This window comes from Streptomyces sp. NPDC048269, assembly GCF_040652395.1.
In the GTDB taxonomy this organism is placed as follows: Bacteria; Actinomycetota; Actinomycetes; order Streptomycetales; family Streptomycetaceae; genus Streptomyces.
Genome location: NZ_JBEZLW010000004.1, coordinates 3358 through 24176 on the forward strand (window position 1 = coordinate 3358; position 20819 = coordinate 24176).

16 protein-coding genes and 1 riboswitch are annotated in these 20819 nt (G+C 72.6%); of the genes, 1 reads left to right on the top strand and 15 read right to left on the bottom strand.

Annotated elements, in window-relative coordinates; all coding sequences use genetic code 11:
* The 4 genes from AB0D48_RS05690 to AB0D48_RS05705 all read right to left on the bottom strand — a co-directional run.
* Positions 1 to 2756: ATP-binding protein (locus AB0D48_RS05690; RefSeq protein WP_362391141.1), on the bottom strand; the 2756-nt coding region annotated here is incomplete at its 3' end.
* A gap of 547 nt (positions 2757 to 3303) precedes the next feature.
* Complete coding sequence (locus AB0D48_RS05695) at positions 3304 to 4503, bottom strand: MBL fold metallo-hydrolase (protein ID WP_362391143.1); 1200 nt, start codon at positions 4501 to 4503, stop codon at positions 3304 to 3306.
* Between the two features lie 188 nt (positions 4504 to 4691).
* The gene (locus tag AB0D48_RS05700) at positions 4692 to 5474 is read right to left on the bottom strand and encodes an SGNH/GDSL hydrolase family protein (protein WP_362391145.1); all 783 of its coding nucleotides are present in this window, start codon (positions 5472 to 5474) and stop codon (positions 4692 to 4694) included.
* Positions 5475 to 5637: 163 nt separating this feature from the next.
* Complete coding sequence (locus AB0D48_RS05705; RefSeq protein WP_362391147.1) at positions 5638 to 6603, bottom strand: LysM peptidoglycan-binding domain-containing M23 family metallopeptidase; 966 nt, start codon at positions 6601 to 6603, stop codon at positions 5638 to 5640.
* 4 nt (positions 6604 to 6607) lie between these two features.
* Positions 6608 to 6815, bottom strand: a riboswitch (cyclic di-AMP (ydaO/yuaA leader).
* Between the two features lie 290 nt (positions 6816 to 7105).
* Here AB0D48_RS05705 and AB0D48_RS05710 point away from each other — a divergent pair.
* A complete protein-coding gene (locus AB0D48_RS05710; RefSeq protein WP_362391149.1) occupies positions 7106 to 7897 on the top strand; it encodes a tyrosine-protein phosphatase in 792 nt (263 codons plus the stop codon).
* A gap of 41 nt (positions 7898 to 7938) precedes the next feature.
* Here the strand turns inward: AB0D48_RS05710 and AB0D48_RS05715 are convergent, their stop codons facing one another.
* From AB0D48_RS05715 to AB0D48_RS05765, 11 genes are all read right to left on the bottom strand, one after another.
* Positions 7939 to 9369 (bottom strand): aspartate aminotransferase family protein, encoded by a 1431-nt coding sequence (locus AB0D48_RS05715; protein WP_362391151.1) that lies wholly within the window; start codon positions 9367 to 9369, stop codon positions 7939 to 7941.
* On the bottom strand, positions 9366 to 10397 hold the full coding sequence (hpnH, locus tag AB0D48_RS05720) for an adenosyl-hopene transferase HpnH (protein WP_362391153.1): 1032 nt from the start codon (positions 10395 to 10397) through the stop codon (positions 9366 to 9368). Before hpnH ends, AB0D48_RS05715 begins: the two co-directional genes overlap by 4 nt.
* A 5-nt stretch (positions 10398 to 10402) precedes the next feature.
* Positions 10403 to 11026 carry a 1-hydroxy-2-methyl-2-butenyl 4-diphosphate reductase gene (locus AB0D48_RS05725; protein WP_362391155.1) on the bottom strand — a complete coding sequence of 208 codons (624 nt, stop codon included), beginning with the start codon at positions 11024 to 11026 and terminating at the stop codon, positions 10403 to 10405.
* Positions 11023 to 13056 carry a squalene--hopene cyclase gene (gene shc, locus AB0D48_RS05730; RefSeq protein ID WP_362391157.1) on the bottom strand — a complete coding sequence of 678 codons (2034 nt, stop codon included), beginning with the start codon at positions 13054 to 13056 and terminating at the stop codon, positions 11023 to 11025. The genes AB0D48_RS05725 and shc overlap by 4 nt, the downstream gene beginning before the upstream one ends.
* Before the next feature lie 107 nt (positions 13057 to 13163).
* Complete coding sequence (locus AB0D48_RS05735; protein WP_362391159.1) at positions 13164 to 14318, bottom strand: polyprenyl synthetase family protein; 1155 nt, start codon at positions 14316 to 14318, stop codon at positions 13164 to 13166.
* A complete protein-coding gene (gene hpnE, locus AB0D48_RS05740) occupies positions 14315 to 15694 on the bottom strand; it encodes a hydroxysqualene dehydroxylase HpnE (protein ID WP_362391161.1) in 1380 nt (459 codons plus the stop codon). The genes AB0D48_RS05735 and hpnE overlap by 4 nt, the downstream gene beginning before the upstream one ends.
* A 223-nt stretch (positions 15695 to 15917) precedes the next feature.
* Positions 15918 to 16856, bottom strand: a complete 939-nt coding sequence (gene hpnD / locus AB0D48_RS05745; protein WP_362391164.1) for a presqualene diphosphate synthase HpnD — start codon at positions 16854 to 16856, stop codon at positions 15918 to 15920.
* Between the two features lie 8 nt (positions 16857 to 16864).
* Entirely contained in the window at positions 16865 to 17794 is a 930-nt protein-coding gene (gene hpnC, locus AB0D48_RS05750; protein WP_362391166.1) for a squalene synthase HpnC, read from the bottom strand.
* Between the two features lie 349 nt (positions 17795 to 18143).
* Positions 18144 to 18926 carry an ABC transporter ATP-binding protein gene (locus tag AB0D48_RS05755; RefSeq protein WP_030712860.1) on the bottom strand — a complete coding sequence of 261 codons (783 nt, stop codon included), beginning with the start codon at positions 18924 to 18926 and terminating at the stop codon, positions 18144 to 18146.
* A complete protein-coding gene (locus AB0D48_RS05760) occupies positions 18919 to 19848 on the bottom strand; it encodes an ABC transporter permease (RefSeq protein ID WP_362391168.1) in 930 nt (309 codons plus the stop codon). The genes AB0D48_RS05755 and AB0D48_RS05760 overlap by 8 nt, the downstream gene beginning before the upstream one ends.
* Positions 19849 to 19942: 94 nt before the next feature.
* Positions 19943 to 20815: a glycosyltransferase gene (locus tag AB0D48_RS05765; RefSeq protein WP_362391699.1), complete on the bottom strand. Its 873-nt coding sequence runs from the start codon at positions 20813 to 20815 to the stop codon at positions 19943 to 19945.
* Between the last annotated feature and the right edge of the window lie 4 nt (positions 20816 to 20819).

The following is a 20819-nucleotide window of genomic DNA, read 5'->3' on the forward strand; positions in this document are numbered from 1 at the left end:
CCGTCAGCGTTCCCGGAGACGGCGACCAGCCCAGCCCCGGGCTCGCCCCACGGCCCGGCAGCGCCGGCAAACCCGGACGCCGAAGGCTGAGCCTCACCCCCGACCCCAGCCCCAGCACCGCCCACGGGCCCAGGCTCGGCCCCCGGCTCAGCCACGCCTGCGGTCGCCCGCCCAGCCGACACAACCTCGCCGTCAGCGTTCCCGGAGACGGCGACCAGCCCAGCCCCGGGCTCGCCCCACGGCCCGGCAGCGCCGGCAAACCCGGACGCCGAAGGCTGAGCCTCGCCCCCGACCCCAGCCCCATCCACGGGGCCGGGCTCGGCCCCCGGCTCAGCCGCGGCTGTGAGCCCTGGCCTGCGCACCGAGGCGGTCGGAGCCATCCCTCCGTCCCCGGCTCGGGGTGCGGGAAGCGACAGGGGCGCGGTCCCGGGCCGATGCCCGGCCTCGGATTCCATGGCTCGGGCCCTGGCCCGCCGCACGGGCAGCGGTGGGGCCTTGGTTCCGCGCCGAGCCCCGGCTGCGCGCCCGGGCTCCGGCTCGGGAGCCAAGTCGGACACGGACCCGGGCCCACGCCCGGGAGCGGTCTCCGACCGCATCTCGATCCCGGTTTCCGGCCAAGCCGCAGGCCCGTTCACGGCCGTGGCGCCCGGCGTGGACGTGTGTGCGGGCCCGGGCGCGAGCTCCGGGTCGGCCCCGGTCCGGGGCGCGAGCCCGGACTCCCGCTCGGGCGCGCCGCCCGGCCGGATCCGGGTGCCGTGCTCCGGCGCGTAGTCGGTCCCGGGTGCACGCTCGGGGGCACTCCCCGACCGCAGCCCGGCCGCACGCTCCGGCGCGGAGTCGGTCCCAGGCCCACGCTCGGGGGCAGTCCCCGACCGCAGCCCCGCCGCACGCTCCGGCCCGGACACGCTCCCGGGCCGCGCACCCGCTGCCGGCGCGGGCCCGCGCACGGAAGTGCCCGGAGCCGTGGACCCGCGCGCGGGCCCGGCCACGGGCGCGGTCCCGGACCGGCCCCTGGAACCGGGATCCGAAGCGGGGGCAGCCGCCGACCGCCGCCCCGCCGCAGACTCCGGCACGGAAGCGGCCCCACGCCGACGCTCGGGGGCGGTTTCCGGTCGCGGCCCGGCCGAAGGGTCCGGCTCGGAGGCGGTCCCCGGCCGAGCCCCGGCTACGAGTCCGGGCCCGGACCTTGCCGCCGACGCGGGCGCGACCGCCGACGCCGACGCGGGCGCGACCGCCGACGCCGACGCGGGCGCGGTGCCGGGCCGGGTCCGGGTCCCGGGCTGCGGTGCTGGGGCGGGCCCCAGTCGCCGCCCGGCCCCGGTCCCGGGCTCCGGCTCAGCCGCGGGCGCGGGCGCGGGCCGGTTCACGCTCGGCGGCGGGGCGGCCGGGCCGGGGCGCGGCCCGGTCGCGTCCCAGGACTGGGCCGCCTTCGCCCCCCACCCCGGCAGCGGCTCCGGCGGTGTCACCCGTACCGGCTCCAGCGGCGGCATCGCCGCCGACGCCCCGGTGCCCCACGAGGTGGCCCGGGAGCCGCCCGCCGCGTCGGCGGCGCTCGGCGCCTCCGCGCCCAGCAGCTCCTGCGGCAGCACCAGCACGGCGAGCACACCGCCGTAGATGTTGGACTTGAGCTCGACGGCGATCCCGTGCCGGCGGGCCAGTGCGGAGACGACGAACAGGCCGATCCGCCCGTCGGCGAGGAGGTTCCGGACACTGATCTGGTCGGGGTCTGCGAGCAGGGCGTTCATCCGGTGCTGTTCCTCTGCCGGCATGCCCAGCCCGCGGTCCTCCACCTCGACCGCGATCCCGGCGGTGACCCGTTCGGCGCGCAGCACCACATCGGTGTCGGGTGCGGAGAACACCGTGGCGTTCTCGACCAGTTCGGCCAGCAGGTGCACCACGTCGGCGACGGCGTGGCCGCGTACGCTGCCGCCCGCCGGGGGCACGACCTTGACCCGGGTGTACTGCTCGACCTCCGCGACCGAGGAGCGGAGCACCTCGCTCAGGTCGATGGGCCGGGTCCACTGGCGGCGGGACGCGGCGCCGCCGAGCACGGCGAGGTTCTCGGCGTGGCGGCGGATACGGGTGGCGAGGTGATCGACGTGGAAGAGCTCCTTGAGCAGGTCCGGGTCCTCGACCGTGTCCTCCAGCTCGTCCAGCAGCGAGATCTCGCGGTGGACGAGGGACTGAAGCCGGCGCGCGAGGTTGACGAAGACCTCGACCTTGCGTTCGCTGTCGGACGGCGTGGCCGGGCCGGCCAGCCGTACGAGGGTCGTATGGGCCTGTTCGCGGGCGCCGCGCAGCTCCTGGGAGAGGAGCCAGAACTCGTCCACCCCGGCCGGGTCGGCGCCGAGCGGTGGTCCGGTCGGGCCGCCGCGCATGGGGCCGGGCGGGGTCTCGCCCCGCTCCAGCCGGTCGGCGGCCGTCCGCAGCTCCTGGCGGCCGCGCACGCTGGAGCGGCGCAGCGCCTCGCACCGGTCCCGGACGGCCTTGGCCCCGCGCTGGGCCCCGAGCAGGGCGGCGGCGAGGGCTCCCAGGACGAGGAGGGCGCAGCCGGTGAGGACCGGCCAGAGGCGGGCGTCCCGCTCGCCGGCTCCGCCGCCGAGCTGGAGGGTGAAGATGACCGCGGCGGCACCGCTGAGCCCGGCGGCGAGCGTGGGCAGCAGGGCGGCGCGCACCAGCTGAGGTCGTAACTGCCTGCCGGGACCGGTGACGGCGTGTTTCGACGGGGCGTGGCGGGCGGCGCGGGGTCCGGACATCGGCGTCCTCGGTACGTGGGGCCCGGCCCCCAGCGGTCCCGGGGCCCGGTGTTGATCACCGGATACCCACGCTAGACCGCACCGTCCCGCCCCGGACGGCCAGTTGGGGAAGTTCGCGGGGGTGCTTCCCGCTCCCGGTGGAGCGCTCGTACAGCCGCCCGAATCCGCCGGGTCGCCCCCGGCGAGGACCGGCGATGGCCGGCGAGGACCGGCGATGGCCGCACGCCCCGAGGGCCGGGGCGCCGCCCCCGGCCTCAGCCTCGTGGCCGCCCCACCTCAACCCCCGTGGCCGCCCTCGCCTCACGCCAAAGATGGCCCCCGCCTCTGGCCAGAGCCCCGCCTCGGTCGTACTCCCGCGCAGGGCCGCGTACGCCGCCCGCGCAGGCAGGCCCGATACCCCGGGGCGCCCCCGACACCCCGGGCCGGGACCGACACCCCGGGCCGGGACCGACACCCCGGGCCGGTACCGACACCCCGGGCCGGGACCGATACCCCGGGGTGGGCCCGGCCCCCGGTCCGGGCCCACCCCGCGGCAGGCGGCGGTCCGTCAGGAGCCGACCGACTCGGGCTCCTCGCGGATCACGCCCGTCGCCCGGGCCGTGGCAACCGCGGCGACGGAAACCTCCGGTGCGACGTGGCCGCCCGTCACGAACGGCCGCCACCAGGGCTGCGCCGGCGCCTCGGCGGAGCCGGGCTCGAAGGGCTGGCCCGGGATCGGCAGGGCGATCGCCGATCCCGTGGCCCCGGCCGCGGCCAGGGTGCCCTCGCCCGGCTCGTCCCACGGGTGGAGGGCCAGGTTGAAGGTGCCCCAGTGGATCGGCAGCATCGTGCCGTGCGGGGTGCCGCCCTGGAGGTCGAGGTGGGCGCGCATGCCTTCCTCGGGCGTCATGTGGATGTCGGGCCAGTACTCCGAGTACGCCCCGATCTGGATCATGGTGGCGTCGAACGGCCCGTGCTCGGCGCCGATCTCCTCGAAGCCGGGGAAGTATCCGGTGTCACCGCTGTGGTAGATGCGGTGCTCGTCACCGGCGACGACCCAGGAAGCCCACAGGGTGTTCTGCTGGTTGCGCAGCCCGCGTCCGCAGAAGTGCCGGGCAGGGGTCGCCGTCAGCGACAGCCCGGCGACCTTGGTGCTCTCGTTCCAGTCCAGCTCGCGGAGCCTGTGGGCCGGAACGCCCCAGCGCTCCAGGTGCGCGCCGACGCCCAGCGGGACGGCGAAGACGGTGTCCGTACCGGCCAGCGCCTTGATCGTCGGCAGGTCGAGGTGGTCGTAGTGGTCGTGCGAGATGACCACCACGTCGGCCGTGCCCAGCGAGGCCAGCGGCACCGGCACGGGGTGCAGACGCTTGGGGCCGGCGAAGGGGAAAGGGGAGCACCGCTCACCCCACACCGGATCGAACAGCACGCGCCGTCCGTCGATCTCGGCGAGCACGCTGGAGTGCCCCATCCAGGTGAGCCGCAGGCCGCTCACGGGCGGCTTGGCCAGCTCCGCGAGGGTCGTCGGGTACACGGGGATCGGCGCGCCGGGATTGCGCCTGAGCCGCTGCTCCTTGTGGAAGTAGATCTTGGCGAACTCCGCCATCGACCCCGAGGGTCTGGTCCGGGCCCCGACCGGATTCTGGAAGACGCCGTCGGCGAAGTTCGGCGAGCGGTGGATCCGCTCCAGCCGGGCACCGGACGGGTCCGCGCCGAAGGCTTCGGGCCGCAGGGCGCGCAGCCGGGGACGCAGGGGACGGGAGCCGGTCAAAGCGCCTCCTGGGAGGGTGGGGTCAGGACGGTCGTCGGTCTACGACCATCCCAACGCACATGTACCCCGAAGGATTCCGCTTGTGGCCCCCGTCGTCGGTGGCGCCCCCGCCTCCACCTCTGCCTCCCCGCCCCCTCTGCCTCAGCCCCCTGTGCCTCAGCCTCCCCGCCCCCCTATGCCTCTGCCGCCTAGAGCGGAAGCAGGTCGGGTCGCTTCGCCTCCACGTGGTCCCCGGAGGACTCCCCGCGCAGCCGCCGGCCGATCCACGGCACCAGGTGCTCGCGCGCCCACTGGATGTTGTCCCGGGTCACGTCCACCGACCCGCGCGGCCGCTGCAGCGGCCACGGCTGGTCGGGGTCGGTGGGCACCTCCAGCCCCAGCACCTGGGCGGCGCGCAGCGCGACCCGTGTGTGCCCCTCGGGCGAGAGGTGCAGCCGGTCGGCGTCCCAGGCCCGCCGGTCCTGTACGGACTTGAGCGACCAGAGGTCGAGCACCGGGCAGTCGTAGCGGTCGGCGATGGCGCGGACGTGCGCGCTGTACGTCGCCACCTTGCCGCGGAGGTGCTTGAGGACCGGCATGCCCCGGGTGTCGAAGCCGGTGGTGATCATGACGTGGCCGATGGCCCCGGTGAGGTCGGCGACGGCGGCCTCGAACCGTTCCGCCACGTCATCGGGGTCGCTGCCGGGCCGGATGATGTCGTTGCCGCCCGCGCAGAAGGTCACGAGGTCCGGCGCGAGCTCCTTGGCCCGCGGGACCTGTTCGGCCACGATCTGGTCGAGGAGCCGGCCGCGCACGGCCAGGTTCGCGTAGCGGAAGTCGTGCTCGTCACGCTGGTCGGCCAGGAGCACGGCGAGCCGGTCCGCCCAGCCGAGAAAAGAATCCCCGGGTCCCGGGTCCCCCACGCCCTCGGTGAAGCTGTCCCCGATCGCCGCGTACGAGCCGATGGTCTTGAGTGTCGTCGTCGCTGCCACAGGACGACATCCTTCACTCCCGTACACGACCTACGCCAACGTAAGCAGGGGTTGACGGACCGTGATCTTTACCACGCGGGGGATAAGGAATACGTACACGTGAGGCCGGGACCCCCCTCGGGCCCCGGCCTCACGTGTGCCGGCGTTCCGACGGCGGGTGCCGTCAGATGCTCACGCCCTTCGAGCGGAGGTAGGCGAGCGGGTCTATGTCCGAGCCGTAGGACGGGCCCGTGCGGATCTCGAAGTGGAGGTGCGGGCCGGTCGAGTTGCCGGTGGAGCCGGAGAGACCGATGCGCTGGCCGCCGGTGACGCTCTGGCCCGCCGAGACGGACAGCTGGGAGAGGTGCCCGTACTGCGAGTAGGTGCCGTCCGCGTGCTGGATGATGACCTCGTTGCCGTACGCGCCGGCCCAGCCGGCCGAGACCACGGTGCCCGCGCCGACGGCCTTGACGGTGGTGCCGGAGCTCGCGATGAAGTCGACGCCGGTGTGGTAGCCGGAGGACCACATGCTGCCCGCCACCTTGTACTGGGTGGAGATCCCGCCGCTCACCGGGGCGACGAAGCCGGAGGCCGACTGCTGCGCGGCCGGCGCCTCGGCGGCGGAGTCCTGCTGCGCCGCCGCGGCCTTCTCGGCAGTCTTCTCAGCGGGCTTCGGGGCGGACTTCGGAGCCGGCTTCGGAGCGGCCTTGCGGGCCGGGGCGGGGGCGGGGGCGGAGTCGACCGGGGCGGCGGCCGGAGCCGCCTCGCCCTTCGCGCCGAGGGTCAGCTTCAGGCCGGGGTGGATGAGGGAGGGGTTGGTGCCGACGGCCTCGCGGTTGTCGGCGTACAGCCGTTCCCATCCGCCGGAGAGGTGGCGCTCGGCGGCGATCTTGGAGAGGTAGTCGCCCGGCACGACCGTGTAGACGGTCGGCGCGGCCTCCACGGCGGCGGGCGCGGCCTGGAGCGAGAGGGGAAGCTGCGGGGCCACGGCGGGGCCCGCGACCGGCAGGGCGGCCGGAGCACCGGCCGCGTGGGCACCGGCGGCGCCCATCAGGGGCAGCGCGAGCGCCGCACCACCGGTGCCTGCGACGGCGAGGCCGCGAGCCATGGAACGGGACTTGGGACGGCGGTGCTTGCCCTTTGCAGACATGGCGAATTCCTCTCCGTCGCCTGCGAGGTGAGCTGTCGGGTTCGGACTGGAGATGTCCGGCCGTCCATGTGCGGAACATGTACGACTTCACCCCGAGCCGTCCCGGAACAAAGATCCGGGGCAGCGGCTTACCTGGTTCCCCCGCTCCTGCCGCGCGCGTGAATAGTCGGGTGCGGTTTCCGGGCAGTGGCAGGATTCGGCGGTCCACCCGGATCGATCGCGAAGGTAATCCCATAAGGCGGTACGCAACAAGCCGTGAATTCCCTGACGGAATCACAGGGATGAAGGACCGACGGAATTCCGGTCACCCTGCGTCCATTCCCCACCGCCAACAACCGCCCCGGCCGGGCCATTCGTCTTTTGTGATCAGGCACGCACGGTCACCGTATGATCTGGCTCACGGGGACGTGTCCGATCTCGCCGCTGTTTATGGCAAGTTGGCGCCAAGTGGCGTAATTCGGACAGATGGACAGGCGCCCCACGACGAAGCGGAGGAGTTCCCTTGACCCAGCAGATACAGGAGCCGGAGTTGTCCGGTGTGCGCAATTTCCGCGATGTGGGTGGATTGCCGACTTCTGATGGACGAAGGGTCAAGACGGGACAACTATTCCGAAGCGGACATCTCGCACATGCCACGGAAACCGATGCAGAGTTCCTCGCCTCGCTCGGTCTCCACACCGTTTTCGACTTCCGCAACAACGCCGACCACGCCCTGGAGGGGCCGGACGTCGAGCTGCCCGGCGTGCAGAACGTCAACATCCCGCTCTCGGATCCGGCCGACGGCCGGGAGTTCTGGAAGATGGTCCGCGACGGCGACCTCGACCAGCTCCGCTCGATCCTGGGCGACGGGAAGGCCGCGGCCCGGATGGCGAACTCGTACCGCGGGATCATCAAGCACCGCACCGCCGAGCACGGCCGGGTGGTGCACGCCCTCGCCGAGGACAGCGTCCCCGCCCTCCTGCACTGCGCGGCGGGCAAGGACCGGGCGGGCCTGTCGATCGCCGTCACCCTGCTCGCGCTGCGCGTCGAGCGGGAGGCGATCGTGGCGGACTACCTGGAGTCGAACGCCCCGCACCGCCGCTACCGGGTACGCCGCAGCGGCGCGTCGGCCGAGGCCCGCTCCCCCGAGGTGATGGAGCTGCTCGCCCCGCTCTTCGACGCCCGCGCCGAGTACCTGGAGGCGGCCTTCGAAACCATCGACGAGCACTGGGGCGGCGTGGACCGCTACCTGGCGGAGGGTCTCGGGCTCACGCCCGAGACCCTCGGCCGGCTGCGGGACCGGCTGCTCGACTGACGACGGCGAGGCAGGCCGTCACGGATGCCGACGGCCTGCCGTCACCGGTTGCCGACGGCCTGCTTCACCAGGATCCTGCCGAAGTCCCACATCAGCCCCGACCCGCCGTGCGCCTCGTCCATGACGTCCCGGAAAGCGCCGACGAACCGGTCGACGTCCCGCTCGTCCACGATCAGCGGCGGGATGAGCTTGATCACTTCCAGGTGGTCCCCGGACACCTGTGTGAGGATGCGGTGCTTCTGCAGCAGCGGCACCACGACCATCTGCGCGAAGAGCCCCTTGCGGGCGGCCTGCAGCATGGTCCACCGGCTGCGCAGTCCCAGCGAGGACGGCCGGCCGAACTCGATGCCGATCATCAGGCCGCGCCCCCGCACCTCGTGCAGCAGCTCGTACTCGTCCACCAGGGCCGCGAGCCGCCCGCGCAGCAGGTCGCCCATCGCCCGGGCGTTGGCCACGACCTCTTCGTCCTCCATGACCGAGAGCACCGCCAGCCCGGCCGCCATCGCCTGCGCGTTGGAGCCGAAGCTCGCGGAGTGCACGAGGACCCGGTCCATGGACGAGTAGACCTTCTTGAAGATCCAGTCCTTGCCCAGGGTGGCACCGACCGGCACGTAGCCGCCCGACAGCGCCTTGGCCACGCACACCAGGTCCGGCTCCACGCCCGGCTCGTGCTGGTACGCGTAGAAGTCCCCGGTACGTCCGAGGCCGGTCTGCACCTCGTCCGCGATCAGCAGCGCCTTGTGCCGGTGCAGCAGCTCCTGCGCGGCGAGCAGGAATCCGGGCGGTGCGGCGAGCACGCCCTTGCCCTGGACCGGCTCGACGACGAAGGCGGCCACGTCCCCGCGCTTCAGCTCCCGCTCCAGGGCCGCCAGATCCCCCAGCGTGATCTTCGTGTCGGGGAGCAGCGGCGCGAAGCCGTCCCGGAAGCCGCCCTCGCCGTTGACCGAGAGCGACCCCGTCGTGAGCCCGTGGAAGGCGTGGTCGCAGTAGAGGATCCTGGGCCGCCCGGTGGCGTACCGGGCGAACTTCAGGGCCGTCTCCACCGCCTCGGTGCCGCTGTTGCCGAAGAAGACCCGGTCCAGGTGGGGGCTGTACGAGAGCAGCTTCTCCGCGAGCAGCCCGGGCAGCGGCTGGCAGTCGAAGCGGGTGAGGTCGGCGAGCTGGGCGTCCAGGACGTCGTGCAGGGCGCGGCGGACCACCGGGTGGTGCCGGCCCAGGCCCATCACGCCGAACCCGGCCAGCATGTCGAGGTAGTCGTTGCCCTCCGCGTCCCAGAAGTGGGCGCCCTCGGCCCGCTCGTAGACCTTGTCGAAGCCGATGGTGTGCAGCATCCGGGGCAGTTGGTGGTTGAGGTGCCGGGCGTGCAGCTCGTACCGCTCGCCGCCGCGCTCGGCCAGCAGGGCGCCGAGGTCGAAGCCCTTGCCCCGGCCCCGCTTCCCCTGTTCCTCCAGGCCCCGTCCGGCCGGGCTCATGCCGGCTTCTCCCGGCTCCCGCCGATCGTCTCCCGGGCCGCCCGCAGGGACTCCTTGAGGGAGCCCATGGTGGCGAGGACCGCGGTGGGCTCGTAGCCGCAGTGCGCCATGCAGTTCGCGCAGCGCGGGTCCTTGCCGCGGCCGTACTTGCTCCAGTCGGTGTCGTTGATCAGTTCCCGGTACGTGGGCACGTAGCCGTCGCTCATCAGGTAGCAGGGGCGCTGCCAGCCGAAGAGGGAGTAATTCGGAATGGCCCAGGCCGTGCAGGGGAAATCGGCCTTTCCTTCCAGGAAGTCCAGGAAGAGCGGCGAGTGGTTGAGCCGCCAGCGCCTGCGGTTGCCGCCCGCGAAGGCTTTCCTGAAGAGCTCGCGGGTCTGTTCGACACCGAGGAAGTGTTCCTGGTCGGGGGCCTTTTCGTAGGCATAGGCAGGCGAGATCATCATCTCGTCCACCTGCAGGTCGTCATTGAGGTAGTTGAGTACCTCGATGATCGTCTGCGGGGTGTCCGTGTTGAAGAAAGTGGAGTTGGTGGTCACCCGGAACCCGCGCCTCTTCGCCTCCTTGATGGCTGCGACGGCCTCGTCGAAGACACCTTCCTTGGCCACGGATTCGTCGTGGCGCTCGCGCAGACCGTCGATGTGCACGGCGAAGGCGAAATACGGAGAAGGGGTGAACTTCTCGATCTTCTTGCGCAGCAGCAGCGCGTTGGTGCAGAGGAAAACGTACTTCCGCCGCGCCACCAATTGGCGCACGATCTCGTGGATCTGCGGGTGCATCAAGGGCTCGCCGCCCGCGATGGACACCATGGGCGCGCCGGACTCCAGTACGGCGCCGACCGCCTGGGCGACCGGCATGCGCTGCTTGAGAACCCCGGCCGGGTGCTGGATCTTCCCGCACCCTTCACAGGCCAGGTTGCAGGCGTAGAGCGGTTCCAGCTCGACGATCAGCGGGAACTTCTCACGCTTGCGCAGCTTCTGTTCGAGAAGATAGGTCCCGACCCTGATGGTCTGGCGCAGCGGCATGGCCATCTGGCTCACCTCCTGGGGAGCAGCAAAGAACGGTGCCATTCGTAAAACGCGGGCAGTACGGCACGCAGTACACGGAAGGCCGATATTCCACCGCGGACGGTGCCGATACGGACGAGCTCGTGCTCCGGAGCGTCCACGATCACCCGGACGGCCGCAACCGGGCGGCCGCCGCCCCGGGTGGCGGTCCACAGGGTGGCCGCGGACTCCATGTCGACGGCGATGGCGCCGGTGGCGCGCAGGTGCGCGCGCTCCTGGCCGCGGACGACGTGGTCGGATCCGGTCAGTGCGCCGGTGTGCACGGTCCGGCCGGGGGCGGCCCGGGCCAGTGCCTCGGCGAGCAGGGTGGTCCCGGTGCACGGGACGGTACCGTGCGGGTCCCGGGTCTCCACGGCGACGACCAGGTCGCCGGGGTGCATGCCGGGGACGAGCCCGGCGCAGAAGCCGGTCGCGAGGACGGCGGCCCCATCCGTTCCCGGCCGCTCCAGGGCCCGGCCGACGGCCCGCTCGGCGGCGCGCGGGCCCATGCCGGTACGCAGCAGGGCGTATGCCTCTGGGGCGCCGCGGCCCGTGCCGCGCAGCGCCGCCTGCTCGATGCGCAGCGCGCAGGCGACCAGCAGCGGGGTGGTCACCGGCTCTCCGCGGAGGCGGGCCCGGCCGGGGCGAAAGGTTCCCCGTACAGGTAGCGGCCGAGCGCGGTGAGCGGGAACACCTGCCGATACAGGTGGTAGTTGATGGAGAAGTCCCAGGGGAAGCCGGTGCCCGTGAAGTACGGCTCGTCCCAGGAGCCGTCCTCCTGCTGGGTCGCGACCAGGTAGGCGATGCCCCGCTCGACGGCCTTGCCGTCCCGTTCGCCCGCCGACAGCAGGGCCATCAGCGCCCACGCGGTCTGCGAGGCGGTGGAGGCGCCCTTCCCCGCCCAGGAGCGGTCCTTGTAGGAACGCTGGTCCTCGCCCCACCCGCCATCCTCGTTCTGTACGGATTCCAGCCAGCGCACGGCCCGCCGGATCGCGGGATGCGCCGGGGCGAGGCCGGCCGCGGTGAGGGCGGGGACCACCGACCCGGTCCCGTAGATGTAGTTGGTGCCCCAGCGGCCGAACCAGGCGCCGTCGGCCTCCTGTTCGGCGAGCAGCCAGGCGATGCCGCGGCGGGTCCGCGCGTCGCCCGCCCGGCCCTCGAAGGCGAGCATCTCCACGACGTGCGCGGTGACGTCGGCCGAGGGCGGGTCGATGACCTCGCCGAAGTCGCAGAAGGGCAGCCTGTTCGGGAAGGGGCTGGTGTTGTCGGCGTCGAAGGCGCCCCAGGCCCCGTTCTTCGACTGCATGCCGAGGTTCCAGGACACCCCGCGGGCGATGGCCGCCTCGACCCGGGCCGGGTCGGGGTGCTGGATGCGGCGCAATGCGAGGACGACCTCGGCGGTGTCGTCGATGTCGGGGTAGTTGTCGTTGTGGAACTCGAACGCCCAGCCTCCGGGGGCGAGTCCGGGTCTCCGTACCGCCCAGTCGCCGCTGCGGACGACCTCCTCGCCGAGCATCCAGTCCGCGGCCCTGACCAGCGCCGGGTGGTCGGGGCGCACGCCCGCGTCGGCGAGTGCGATCGCGGCGAGGCAGGTGTCCCAGACCGGGGACTGGCAGGCCTCGATCATGCGGGCGCCGTCCTCGCGCCAGACCGCGAACCGGTCCAGGGAGTCCAGTCCGGCGCGCATCACCGGGTGTCCCAGGTCGTAGCCGAGCAGGTGCAGGGCGATGACGGAGTACACGGCGGGGGGCTGGATGCCTCCCCAGCAGCCGTCGTTCTCCTGGCGCTCGATGATCCAGCGGGCGGCGGCGGCCATCGCCGCCTTGCGCAGCCGGCGCGGGGCGAACCGCCGGTAGACGTGCAGGGCCTTGTCCATCCGCTGGAAGGCACCGTCCCAACTGGTCAGCGGGGCAAGTCGCTTGACCGGATTCGGCACTCGTGCGTCGGTGTGCAGCTCGTCCAGGGCGAAGGGGGCGGGGCGGACCGGGCGCAGCGCGGAGACCACGGTGAGCGGAACGATGGTCTGGCGGGCCCAGCAGCCGAAGTCGTAGATGTTCAGCGGCACCCAGGGCGGCAGGAACACCAGCTCGGGCGGGAGTTCGGGCAGGTGGTCCCATTTCCACCAGCCGAAGAGCGCCAGCCAGATCCGGGTGAAGACGCGGGCGGCGGCGATCCCCCCGTGGGCCCGGATCCAGGCCGACGCGCGGGCCATGTGCGGGGCGTCGGGCGCGTCTCCGGCGAGGCGCAGGGCCACGTACGCCTCGATGGTGGGGGAGAGTTCGGGCGGACCGCCGTGAAAGGTGGCCCAGGTGCCGTCGTCCCGCTGCTCGCCGCGGATGAAGAGGGCGGCGGCGTGGGTGGTGGCCTCGTCCCGGATTCCGAGGAACTGCCGCAGCAGCAGGTCCTCGGCGTCCATGGTGACGTTGGTCTGCAGGGTCCCCTTCCACCACCCCGCGGGGTCCTGGCGGTCGAGCAGCTCCCGCGTCGCGCGCACGGCGGCCTCGTACGCGCCCTGCCCCCTGCCGTTACGGGGCTCGGGCAGCTCCACGTCGGCCGCGTCCCCGGCCGGCCCCGGCCGGAGGCCGGCTCCGGTCCTGCTGCCAGCGTCAGCGCTCTGCGCGCTGCCGTCGGTCGTCGCTGTCATGGCTTCCCCTTAGAACAGTGTCCTCTGCTGTGCTGGGGTCTGCCGTCGGCCGACGCGATGCTGCGCCGGCCGGCGACTCGCGAGTCATATCCGCTGTCGGGTTGCGGTCACCGCTTGCGCACGACGACGAAGTCAGCGAGGGCCACGAGCTGGTCGCGCACCCGCTGCGGCATGTCGACGTCGTCCAGGGCCTTGATCGCCACCGCGTGCTGGCGGCGGGCCTCGTCCGCCGTCCACTGACGGCCGCCGGCCGCCTCGATGAGCGCCGCGCGGGCCGCGAACTCCTCCTCCGAGAAGTTCTCGAAGTCGTTGCTCTTGGCGTCGGCGGCGAGCAGCTCGGCCAGCTCCTCGCAGGCAGGTCCGCCCGCTGCGAGTGCGGCGACGACCGGCAGGGACTTCTTGCGCTGACGCAGGTCGCTCCACGTCTGCTTGCCGGTGGCCTCCGGATCGCCCCAGATGCCGAGCAGGTCGTCCACGGCCTGGAAGGCGAGGCCCAGGTGGTAGCCGTACTCCTCCAGCTTGTCGGCCGTACGGTCGTCCGCGCCGCCGAGGACGGCGCCGATGGAGACCGCACAGGCGAGCAGGGCGCCCGTCTTGTTGCCCTCCATCTCCAGGCACTCCTCGACGCTGACGCGCTCGCGGTGCTCGTAGGAGATGTCCTGCGCCTGGCCGTCGATGAGCTTGCGGCTGGCGGTGGTGAGCCGGCGGGCCGCGCGGCCCGCCTCGACGGTGCCGAGCTCCAGCAGCACCTCGTTGGCGAGGGCGAAGAGCGCGTCCCCGACGAGGATCGCCTGGGCGGGGCCGTGCACCTTCCACACCGTGTCGCGGTGGCGGCGCTGCTCGTCGCCGTCCATCAGGTCGTCGTGCAGCAGCGAGAAGTTGTGCACGAGCTCGACGGCGACGGCGCCGGGGATGCCGACCTCGGCGGGGACGCCCGCGGCCTCGGCGGAGAGCAGCGCGAGGGCGGGCCGGACGGCCTTGCCGCCATCGCCGTCCGCCGGGTTGCCCTGGGCGTCGATCCAGCCGAAGTGGTAGGCGGCGACGGTGTCCATGGGCGCCGCGAGCCGGTCGACTGCGGCACGGAGCACGGGAGTCGACAGCGTGCGGCCGCGCTCGAGGAGGGCGATCGTGTCCGCCTTCTCCACGCCCCGTCCGGCGGTGCCCACACTGGCATCCGTGTTGTCGACAGCCGGATTCCCCGGGTTCACTGGCTCTCCTCTGGTTCCTGTACGTGCTGTGCCGGTAATGCTGGTGGTGGTCATGCCGCCTCCTGCAGAGGGTGTTCGCGGGGGCGGCCGAGCGCGGCGAGTGCGGCGTGTGCCGCACTCAGGCCGCTCCGGACGGCGCTCTCCATGGTCGCGGGCCAACCGGTGGCAGTCCACGCACCGGCCAGGTAAAGCCCCGGCGTGTCGGTCCGCGCCCCGGGGCGCAGCCGGCCGACGCCGGGTGTGGGGGCGAAGGTGGCCGTCCGCTCCCGGGTGACGAAGAAGTCCCGTACCTTGGCGCCGCGCGCGGCGGGCAGCAGCCGGTCCAGCTCGGGCAGGTACTTGGCGCGCAGCACCGTTACGGGCTCGTCGATGTCATCCTGGGCCACGGACTGGGACAGCGCCAGGTACTGGCCGCCGTCGGGGAGTCCGGAGGCGTCGGTGCGGTCGAAGACCCACTGCACCGGGGAGCCGAGCGCCGCGAAGAACGGCTGCTTGAGCACCTTGCGGTCGTAGACGACGTGGACGTTGAGGATCGGCGCGGTGCCGATGTCGAGGAGCTTGTCCGGGTCGGCCAGCGCCCCGGGCGGGAGCAGCCCGTGGGCCTCGCGCTGCGGGACGGCGAGGACGACGGTGCCCGCGTCGAGGGACTCATCCTCGGTGTCGATCCGCCAATTGCCTTCCGGCGTACGGGAGACGCAGGTGACCCGGGTGCGCAGCTCGGTCCGTACGCCGGCCGCGTCGAGCGCCTTGCGGGCGAGCGTGTCGTGCAGGTCGCCCAGCGGTACGCGGGCCCAGCCGATGTCGGCCGCACCGTTCTCGGAGAGCAGACCGGTCTTGAAGACCATCGCGGCCAGGCCCAGCGAGGACTGGTCGGCGGTGGCGTTGAGGGTGGCGATGCCGACTAGGTCCCACAGGGCTTCGATGGTTCGGGCGGACTGCCCGTAGCGGCCGAGCCAGGTCGCGAAGTCCAGACCGTCCAGCGCCGGGTCGGCGGGGTCGAGGCGGCGCAGCGCGAGGGCGGCGCGGCCGACGCTCGCGCGCTCGGCGAGGGACAGGTGCGGATAGCGGGCCAGTGAGGCGGCCAGGTGCAGGGGTACGGGCAGCGCGCTGCGGCGCAGCCGCCCCAGGCGCGGGCCGCGGGGGTGGGCGACGTCGAGGACGGGTACGTCGAGCCGGTCCTGGAGCGGGGCGAGGTCCGCGCCGTCGACGCGGTCGAGGAACCACCGGTAGGCGGTGCAGCAGCGCAGGTAGACGTGCTGGCCGTTGTCGACGGTGAGTTCGCCGCGCTTGAAGGAGAAGGCGAGCCCGCCGAGCCGCGGGCGGCCCTCCAGCAGGGTGACCTTGAGCCCGGCGTCGGCGAGTTCGAGCGCGGCGGTGACCCCGGCGAGTCCCCCGCCGACGACGACGGCGCGGGTGTCGCTGCCGCTCATGATCCCTCCCCGGTGGTGCGGATGGCTGCCGGCCCGGCCTGCCGCTCCCGCGCGGGGCCGGAGCCCGCGCCGGGAGACGCGGCCACGGACAGACGGGTTGCCCGGCCGGCGCGGTGCCCCGCGTCACGGGCGCCCGCCGGGCGGGGCCCGGAGGCAGCGGCGCCGGGTGCGGCAGGGCGGCGGAGCCGCGGCATGGCCGGGCGGGCCGGCGGGGTCGGGGGCATCAGGGCCGCCTCCGGGTGGTCTGGCGGGAGATGGTGCGCGCGTCGAGGCCCGAGAGGCCGCGTACGGCGACGTACGCCTTCTCGTGGGTCGGGAGGGAGACCCGTCCCCGCAACACCGCCTCCGGCTCGCGCTCGATGCGGTCGAGGAGGCGGCGGTAGATGCCGGCCATGGCGGCCACGCAGGCACCACTGCGGCGGTCCAGCATGGGCAGCAGCCGGTAGCCCTCGGCGAACATCGCGCGGGCGCGGCGGACTTCGTGGTGGACGAGCCCGGCGAAGTCGGAGCCCGCGGGGGCCCGGTCACCGTGGAATCCTTCCGAGCAGCCGAACTTGGCGAGGTCCTCGGCCGGCAGGTAGGTGCGCCCGTTGCCGGCGTCCTCACGAACGTCCCGGAGGATGTTGGTGAGTTGGAGGGCGAGTCCGAGCGTGTCGGCGTACTCCGCGGCGCGGGCGGCCTCGGGCGCGCCCGGAGCCGTGCCGAACACGCCCAGCGAGAGCCGCCCGATGGCTCCGGCCACGCAGCGGCAGTAGGCCTTGAGGTCCTCCCAGGTCTCGTACGTCTCGCCGCGCACGTCCATCAGGACGCCGTCGATGAGTTCGTCGAGGCCGCCGAGCGGGATCGGGAAGCGGTGTGCGGCGTGCGCCAGGGCGACGGCGACCGGGTCGGTGTCGTCCTCGTCGATCTCCTCGGCCCGGATCCGTCCGAGCAGTGCGCGGGTCTCCTCCAGCCGGGCCAGCTTGGCGGCGGGCGCCAGCGTGCCGTCGCCGATGTCGTCGACCCGCCGGGAGAAGGCGTACAGCGCGGACATGGCCTGGCGCTTGTCGGTGGGCAGCAGCCGGATGCCGTACGCGAAGTTGCGCGCCTGCGATCCGGTGACGGCCTCGCAGTAGCTGTAGGCCGCCAGGACCGGTGCGGACGCGTGTGTGGGGCCCTCCACGGTCGGGCTCACCCCTTTCTCGGCGCAGTGCGCAGGACGGCGGCCACCTCGCGGAGCAGGCCGCTCTTGGTGGGCTTGGGCGGGCCGGGTGCCACGTCGAAACCGGCGGCCGCGATCGCGTTCAGGGCGGCGCGCCCTCCTCCCACGAAGCCCGCCAGCAGCAGCCGGAGTCTGCCGTGCACGCTACCCACGAGCGGGGTGCCTTCATTCAGCAGCTCCCGTGCGCGCTCAGTTTCGAATGCGATCAGGGAGCGTACGGACGCGCCGGCGGACGGCGCCTTGAGGTCCGCCTCGGCGACGTGAAAACGGCGCATGTCCTCGGCAGGGAGGTAGATCCGGTCCCGGCCGAGGTCCTCGGTGACGTCCTGGAGGTGTTCGGCGATCTGCAGGGCGGTGCAGACGGCGTCGGAACGGCGGACCCGCTCGGGGGTGCTGGTGCCGGTGAGGGACAGCACGAGGCGGCCCACGGGGTTGGCGGAGAGCTCGCAGTAGCCGAGCAGGTCCGCGTACGTCTCGTAGCGCGCGACCAGCTGGTCCTGCCGGTTGGCCTCGATGAGCCCGAGGAACGGCTCCGGGGTGAGCCCGTGGGCGCGGACGACGGGCTGGAGGGCCAGCATCAGCGGGTGGCGCGGCGGGCCGTCGTGGCCGCCGAACACGCGCCGCAGGTCGGCCTCGAAGGCGTCGAGCATGGCGAGCCGGTCGTCGACGGCGGCGGGGTCGAGGCCCAGCAGCACGGCGTCGCGTCCACCGGGGGCCAGGTCGCCGTCGCCGATGTCGTCGACGAGGCGGGCGTACCCGTAGACCGCCATCAGGCCGTCCCGCCAGGCGCGGGGCAGGAATGCGGGGGCGACGGGGAAGTTCTCCGCCGCGGCCTTGGCGAGGGTGGCGCGCGCGTGGACGGTGTCGGACAGGGGGCGGATGCCGTCCCCCGGGGTCACCGCCCGCCGCCCGTGGCGGGGACGGCCGTAGTGCCTGGGGGCCGGAGAATTCCCGTAGCCATTGCCGTCACATCTCCCGTTCTACACTGCCGACCTAATACATCCCATTTCGGACACGCCGCCTGGGTTTTGCCCGGGTCGCCCCAGGCCGTTCACCTGTGGGGAATCGTCCCCTCTTGCCGCGATTCAGGACTGGTTCAGCTTACGCTGTACAACGCCGCCGGAGCCGCTCGGGTATTCGTCGCGCCACTGAATGTTGCAAGGGGAAATTCCGGGACATGCCGAGGCCCCCGCTGCTCAGCGCGGCGGGGGCCTCGGAAGTCCGGCCGGGAAGTGCGGAATCCCGCGCTCAGCCGTTGGACGCCTTCTCGTATGCCGAGACGACTTCCTCCGTGGGTCCGTCCATCAGGAGCTCGCCCTTTTCCAGCCACAGCACCCGGTCGCAGGTGTCGCGGATGGACTTGTTGTTGTGGCTCACCAGGAAGACCGTGCCGGCCTTCTCCCGCAGTTCGCGGATGCGGTTCTCGGAACGCACCTGGAAGCTGCGGTCACCGGTGGCCAGCGCCTCGTCGATCATCAGGACGTCGTGGTCCTTGGCCGCCGCGATGGAGAAGCGCAGTCGCGCCGCCATACCGGACGAGTAGGTGCGCATCGGCAGGGAGATGAAGTCGCCCTTCTCGTTGATGCCCGAGAAGTCGACGATGCCCTGGTAGCGCTCCTTGATCTGCTCGCGGCTCATGCCCATCGCCAGACCGCCGAGCACGATGTTGCGCTCGCCGGTGAGGTCGTTCATCAGCGCCGCGTTGACGCCCAGCAGCGAGGGCTGGCCGTCGGTGTAGACCTTGCCGGCCTCGCAGGGCAGCAGGCCCGCGATGGCGCGCAGCAGGGTCGACTTGCCGGAGCCGTTGGAACCGATCAGGCCGATCGCCTCGCCGCGGTACGCCGTGAAGGAGACCCCGCGCACGGCGTGGACCCGGCGGACGCCCGGTGCGTCGCCCTTGCCCCGGCGGATTATCTTGCTCAGCGCCGCGGTGGCGCTGCCTTTCCCGGAACTGCCGGTGTTGACCCGGTAGACGATGTGGACGTCGTCGGCGATGACGGTGGGGACGCGCCCCTTGGAGTTCTCAGCCACGGCCGTAACGCTCCTCAGCCTTCCAGAAGTACACGAATCCCCCGAGGCCGATCAGGACGGCCCAGCCGACCGCGAACGCCCAGACGTGCGGCGGCAGGTTCTCCGCGCCGTAGTCGTCGATCAGCGCGAACCGGATCAGGTCCATGTAGATCGCCGCCGGGTTCCACTGGAGCGCATCGGCGATCCACTGGGGCCTGTCCTTGAGCATGGTGTTGATCGAGAACATGACGCCGGAGGCGTACATCCACGTACGCGTGACGAACGGCATGAGCTGCGCGAGGTCGGGGGTCTTGGAGCCCATCCGCGCGAAGACCATGGCGAGGCCGGTGTTGAAGACGAACTGCAGCACCAGCACCGGGATGACCAGCAGCCAGGACAGCTGCGGGAAGTTCCCGAAGCACATGACGATCACGACCACGACGATCATCGAGTACAGCAGCTGCTGGAGCTGCTGCATCGAGAAGGAGATCGGCAGGGAGGCGCGCGGGAAGTGCAGCGCGCGGACCAGGCCGAGGTTCCCGGGGATCGCCCGGACACCCGCCATCAGCGAGCTCTGGGTGAAGGTGAAGACGAAGATCCCGATCACCAGGAAAGGGATGTACACCCCCGGCGGCATGCCGCGGTCCGCCTCGAGGATCAGCGCGAAGATCATCCAGTAGACCAGCGCGTTCAGCAGCGGGGTCGCCACCTGCCAGACCTGGCCGAGCTTCGCCTGGCTGTACTGCGCGACCAGCTTGGCCCGGGAGAAGGCCATGATGAAGTGGCGCCGTCCCCAGAGCTGGCGCACGTACTCGCCCAGGCCGGGCCGGGCACCGCTGACGGAGAGGCCGTACTTCCTGGCGAGCTCCGCGGAGCTGAGCCCCGCGTCGTCGGACGGCGGCTTGCTCGTGGCGAGGGCGCCGTCGTGGGTTGTGTCACTCACAAGTTGAAACTTTCGTCTTCAAGATGCGGCATGAGGGGCATCAGGCTGGTGGCGCGAAGCCCGTGATCGCGCCATGTTCCCAGACGCGGGCTTGTCAGATGACAGGTGGTCGGCCCAGCCGGGTCAACCGCCAGACCGTACGCCATTTCATCGGGCGGCGGGGACCGCAGGGAGTGGTCCATCCCTCCCTGAATCCGCCGAACCAGGCCTTGAGCGCGGGCACCGAGGGCCTGCGCAGGAGCGTCAGCAGGAGCCAGACGCCCAGGTAGACCGGGACCAGCGGGGCGGGCAGGTTACGGCGGGCGAGCCACACCCGGTTACGGGCCACCATACGGTGGTAGACCGCGTGCCGGGAGGGGGCGGTCGTCGGGTGCAGCAGCACCATGTCCGCCCGGTAGTCGATCAGCCACCCTGCGTCGAGGGCCCGCCAGGCCAGGTCGGTCTCCTCGTGCGCGTAGAAGAACTCCCCCGGCAGCGCTCCGACCTGCCCGAACACCGTCGTGCGGACGGCGTTGGCGCCGCCCAGGAAGGTGGTCACGCGGGAGGAGCGCATCGGGTCCGAGGCGCGCAGCCGCGGTACGTGCCGGCGCTGGGTCTCACCGGTCTCCGGATCGGCGATCCGGAAGCTGATGATCCCCAGCCGGGGGTCCTCGGCGAAGGCCCGGCGGCACAGCTCGGCGGTGTCGGTGCGCTCCAGCAGGCCGTCGTCGTCCAGGAAGAGCAGGATGTCGACGTCGCTGCCGCCGGGGCCGAAGGCCTCGATGCCGACGTTGCGCCCGCCGGGGATGCCCAGGTTCTCGGGCAGCGTCACGGTGCGCACGCCCTCGGGCAGGCCGGTGACCTCGACGCCCTGGCCGACGACGACGACCTCGACCGGGGCCCCGTCCTGCCTGGCGACCGAGTCGAGGAGCGCCTTGAGCTCGTCGGGCCGGTTGCCCATGGTGATGATCACGGCGCCCAGCCGCATCGGG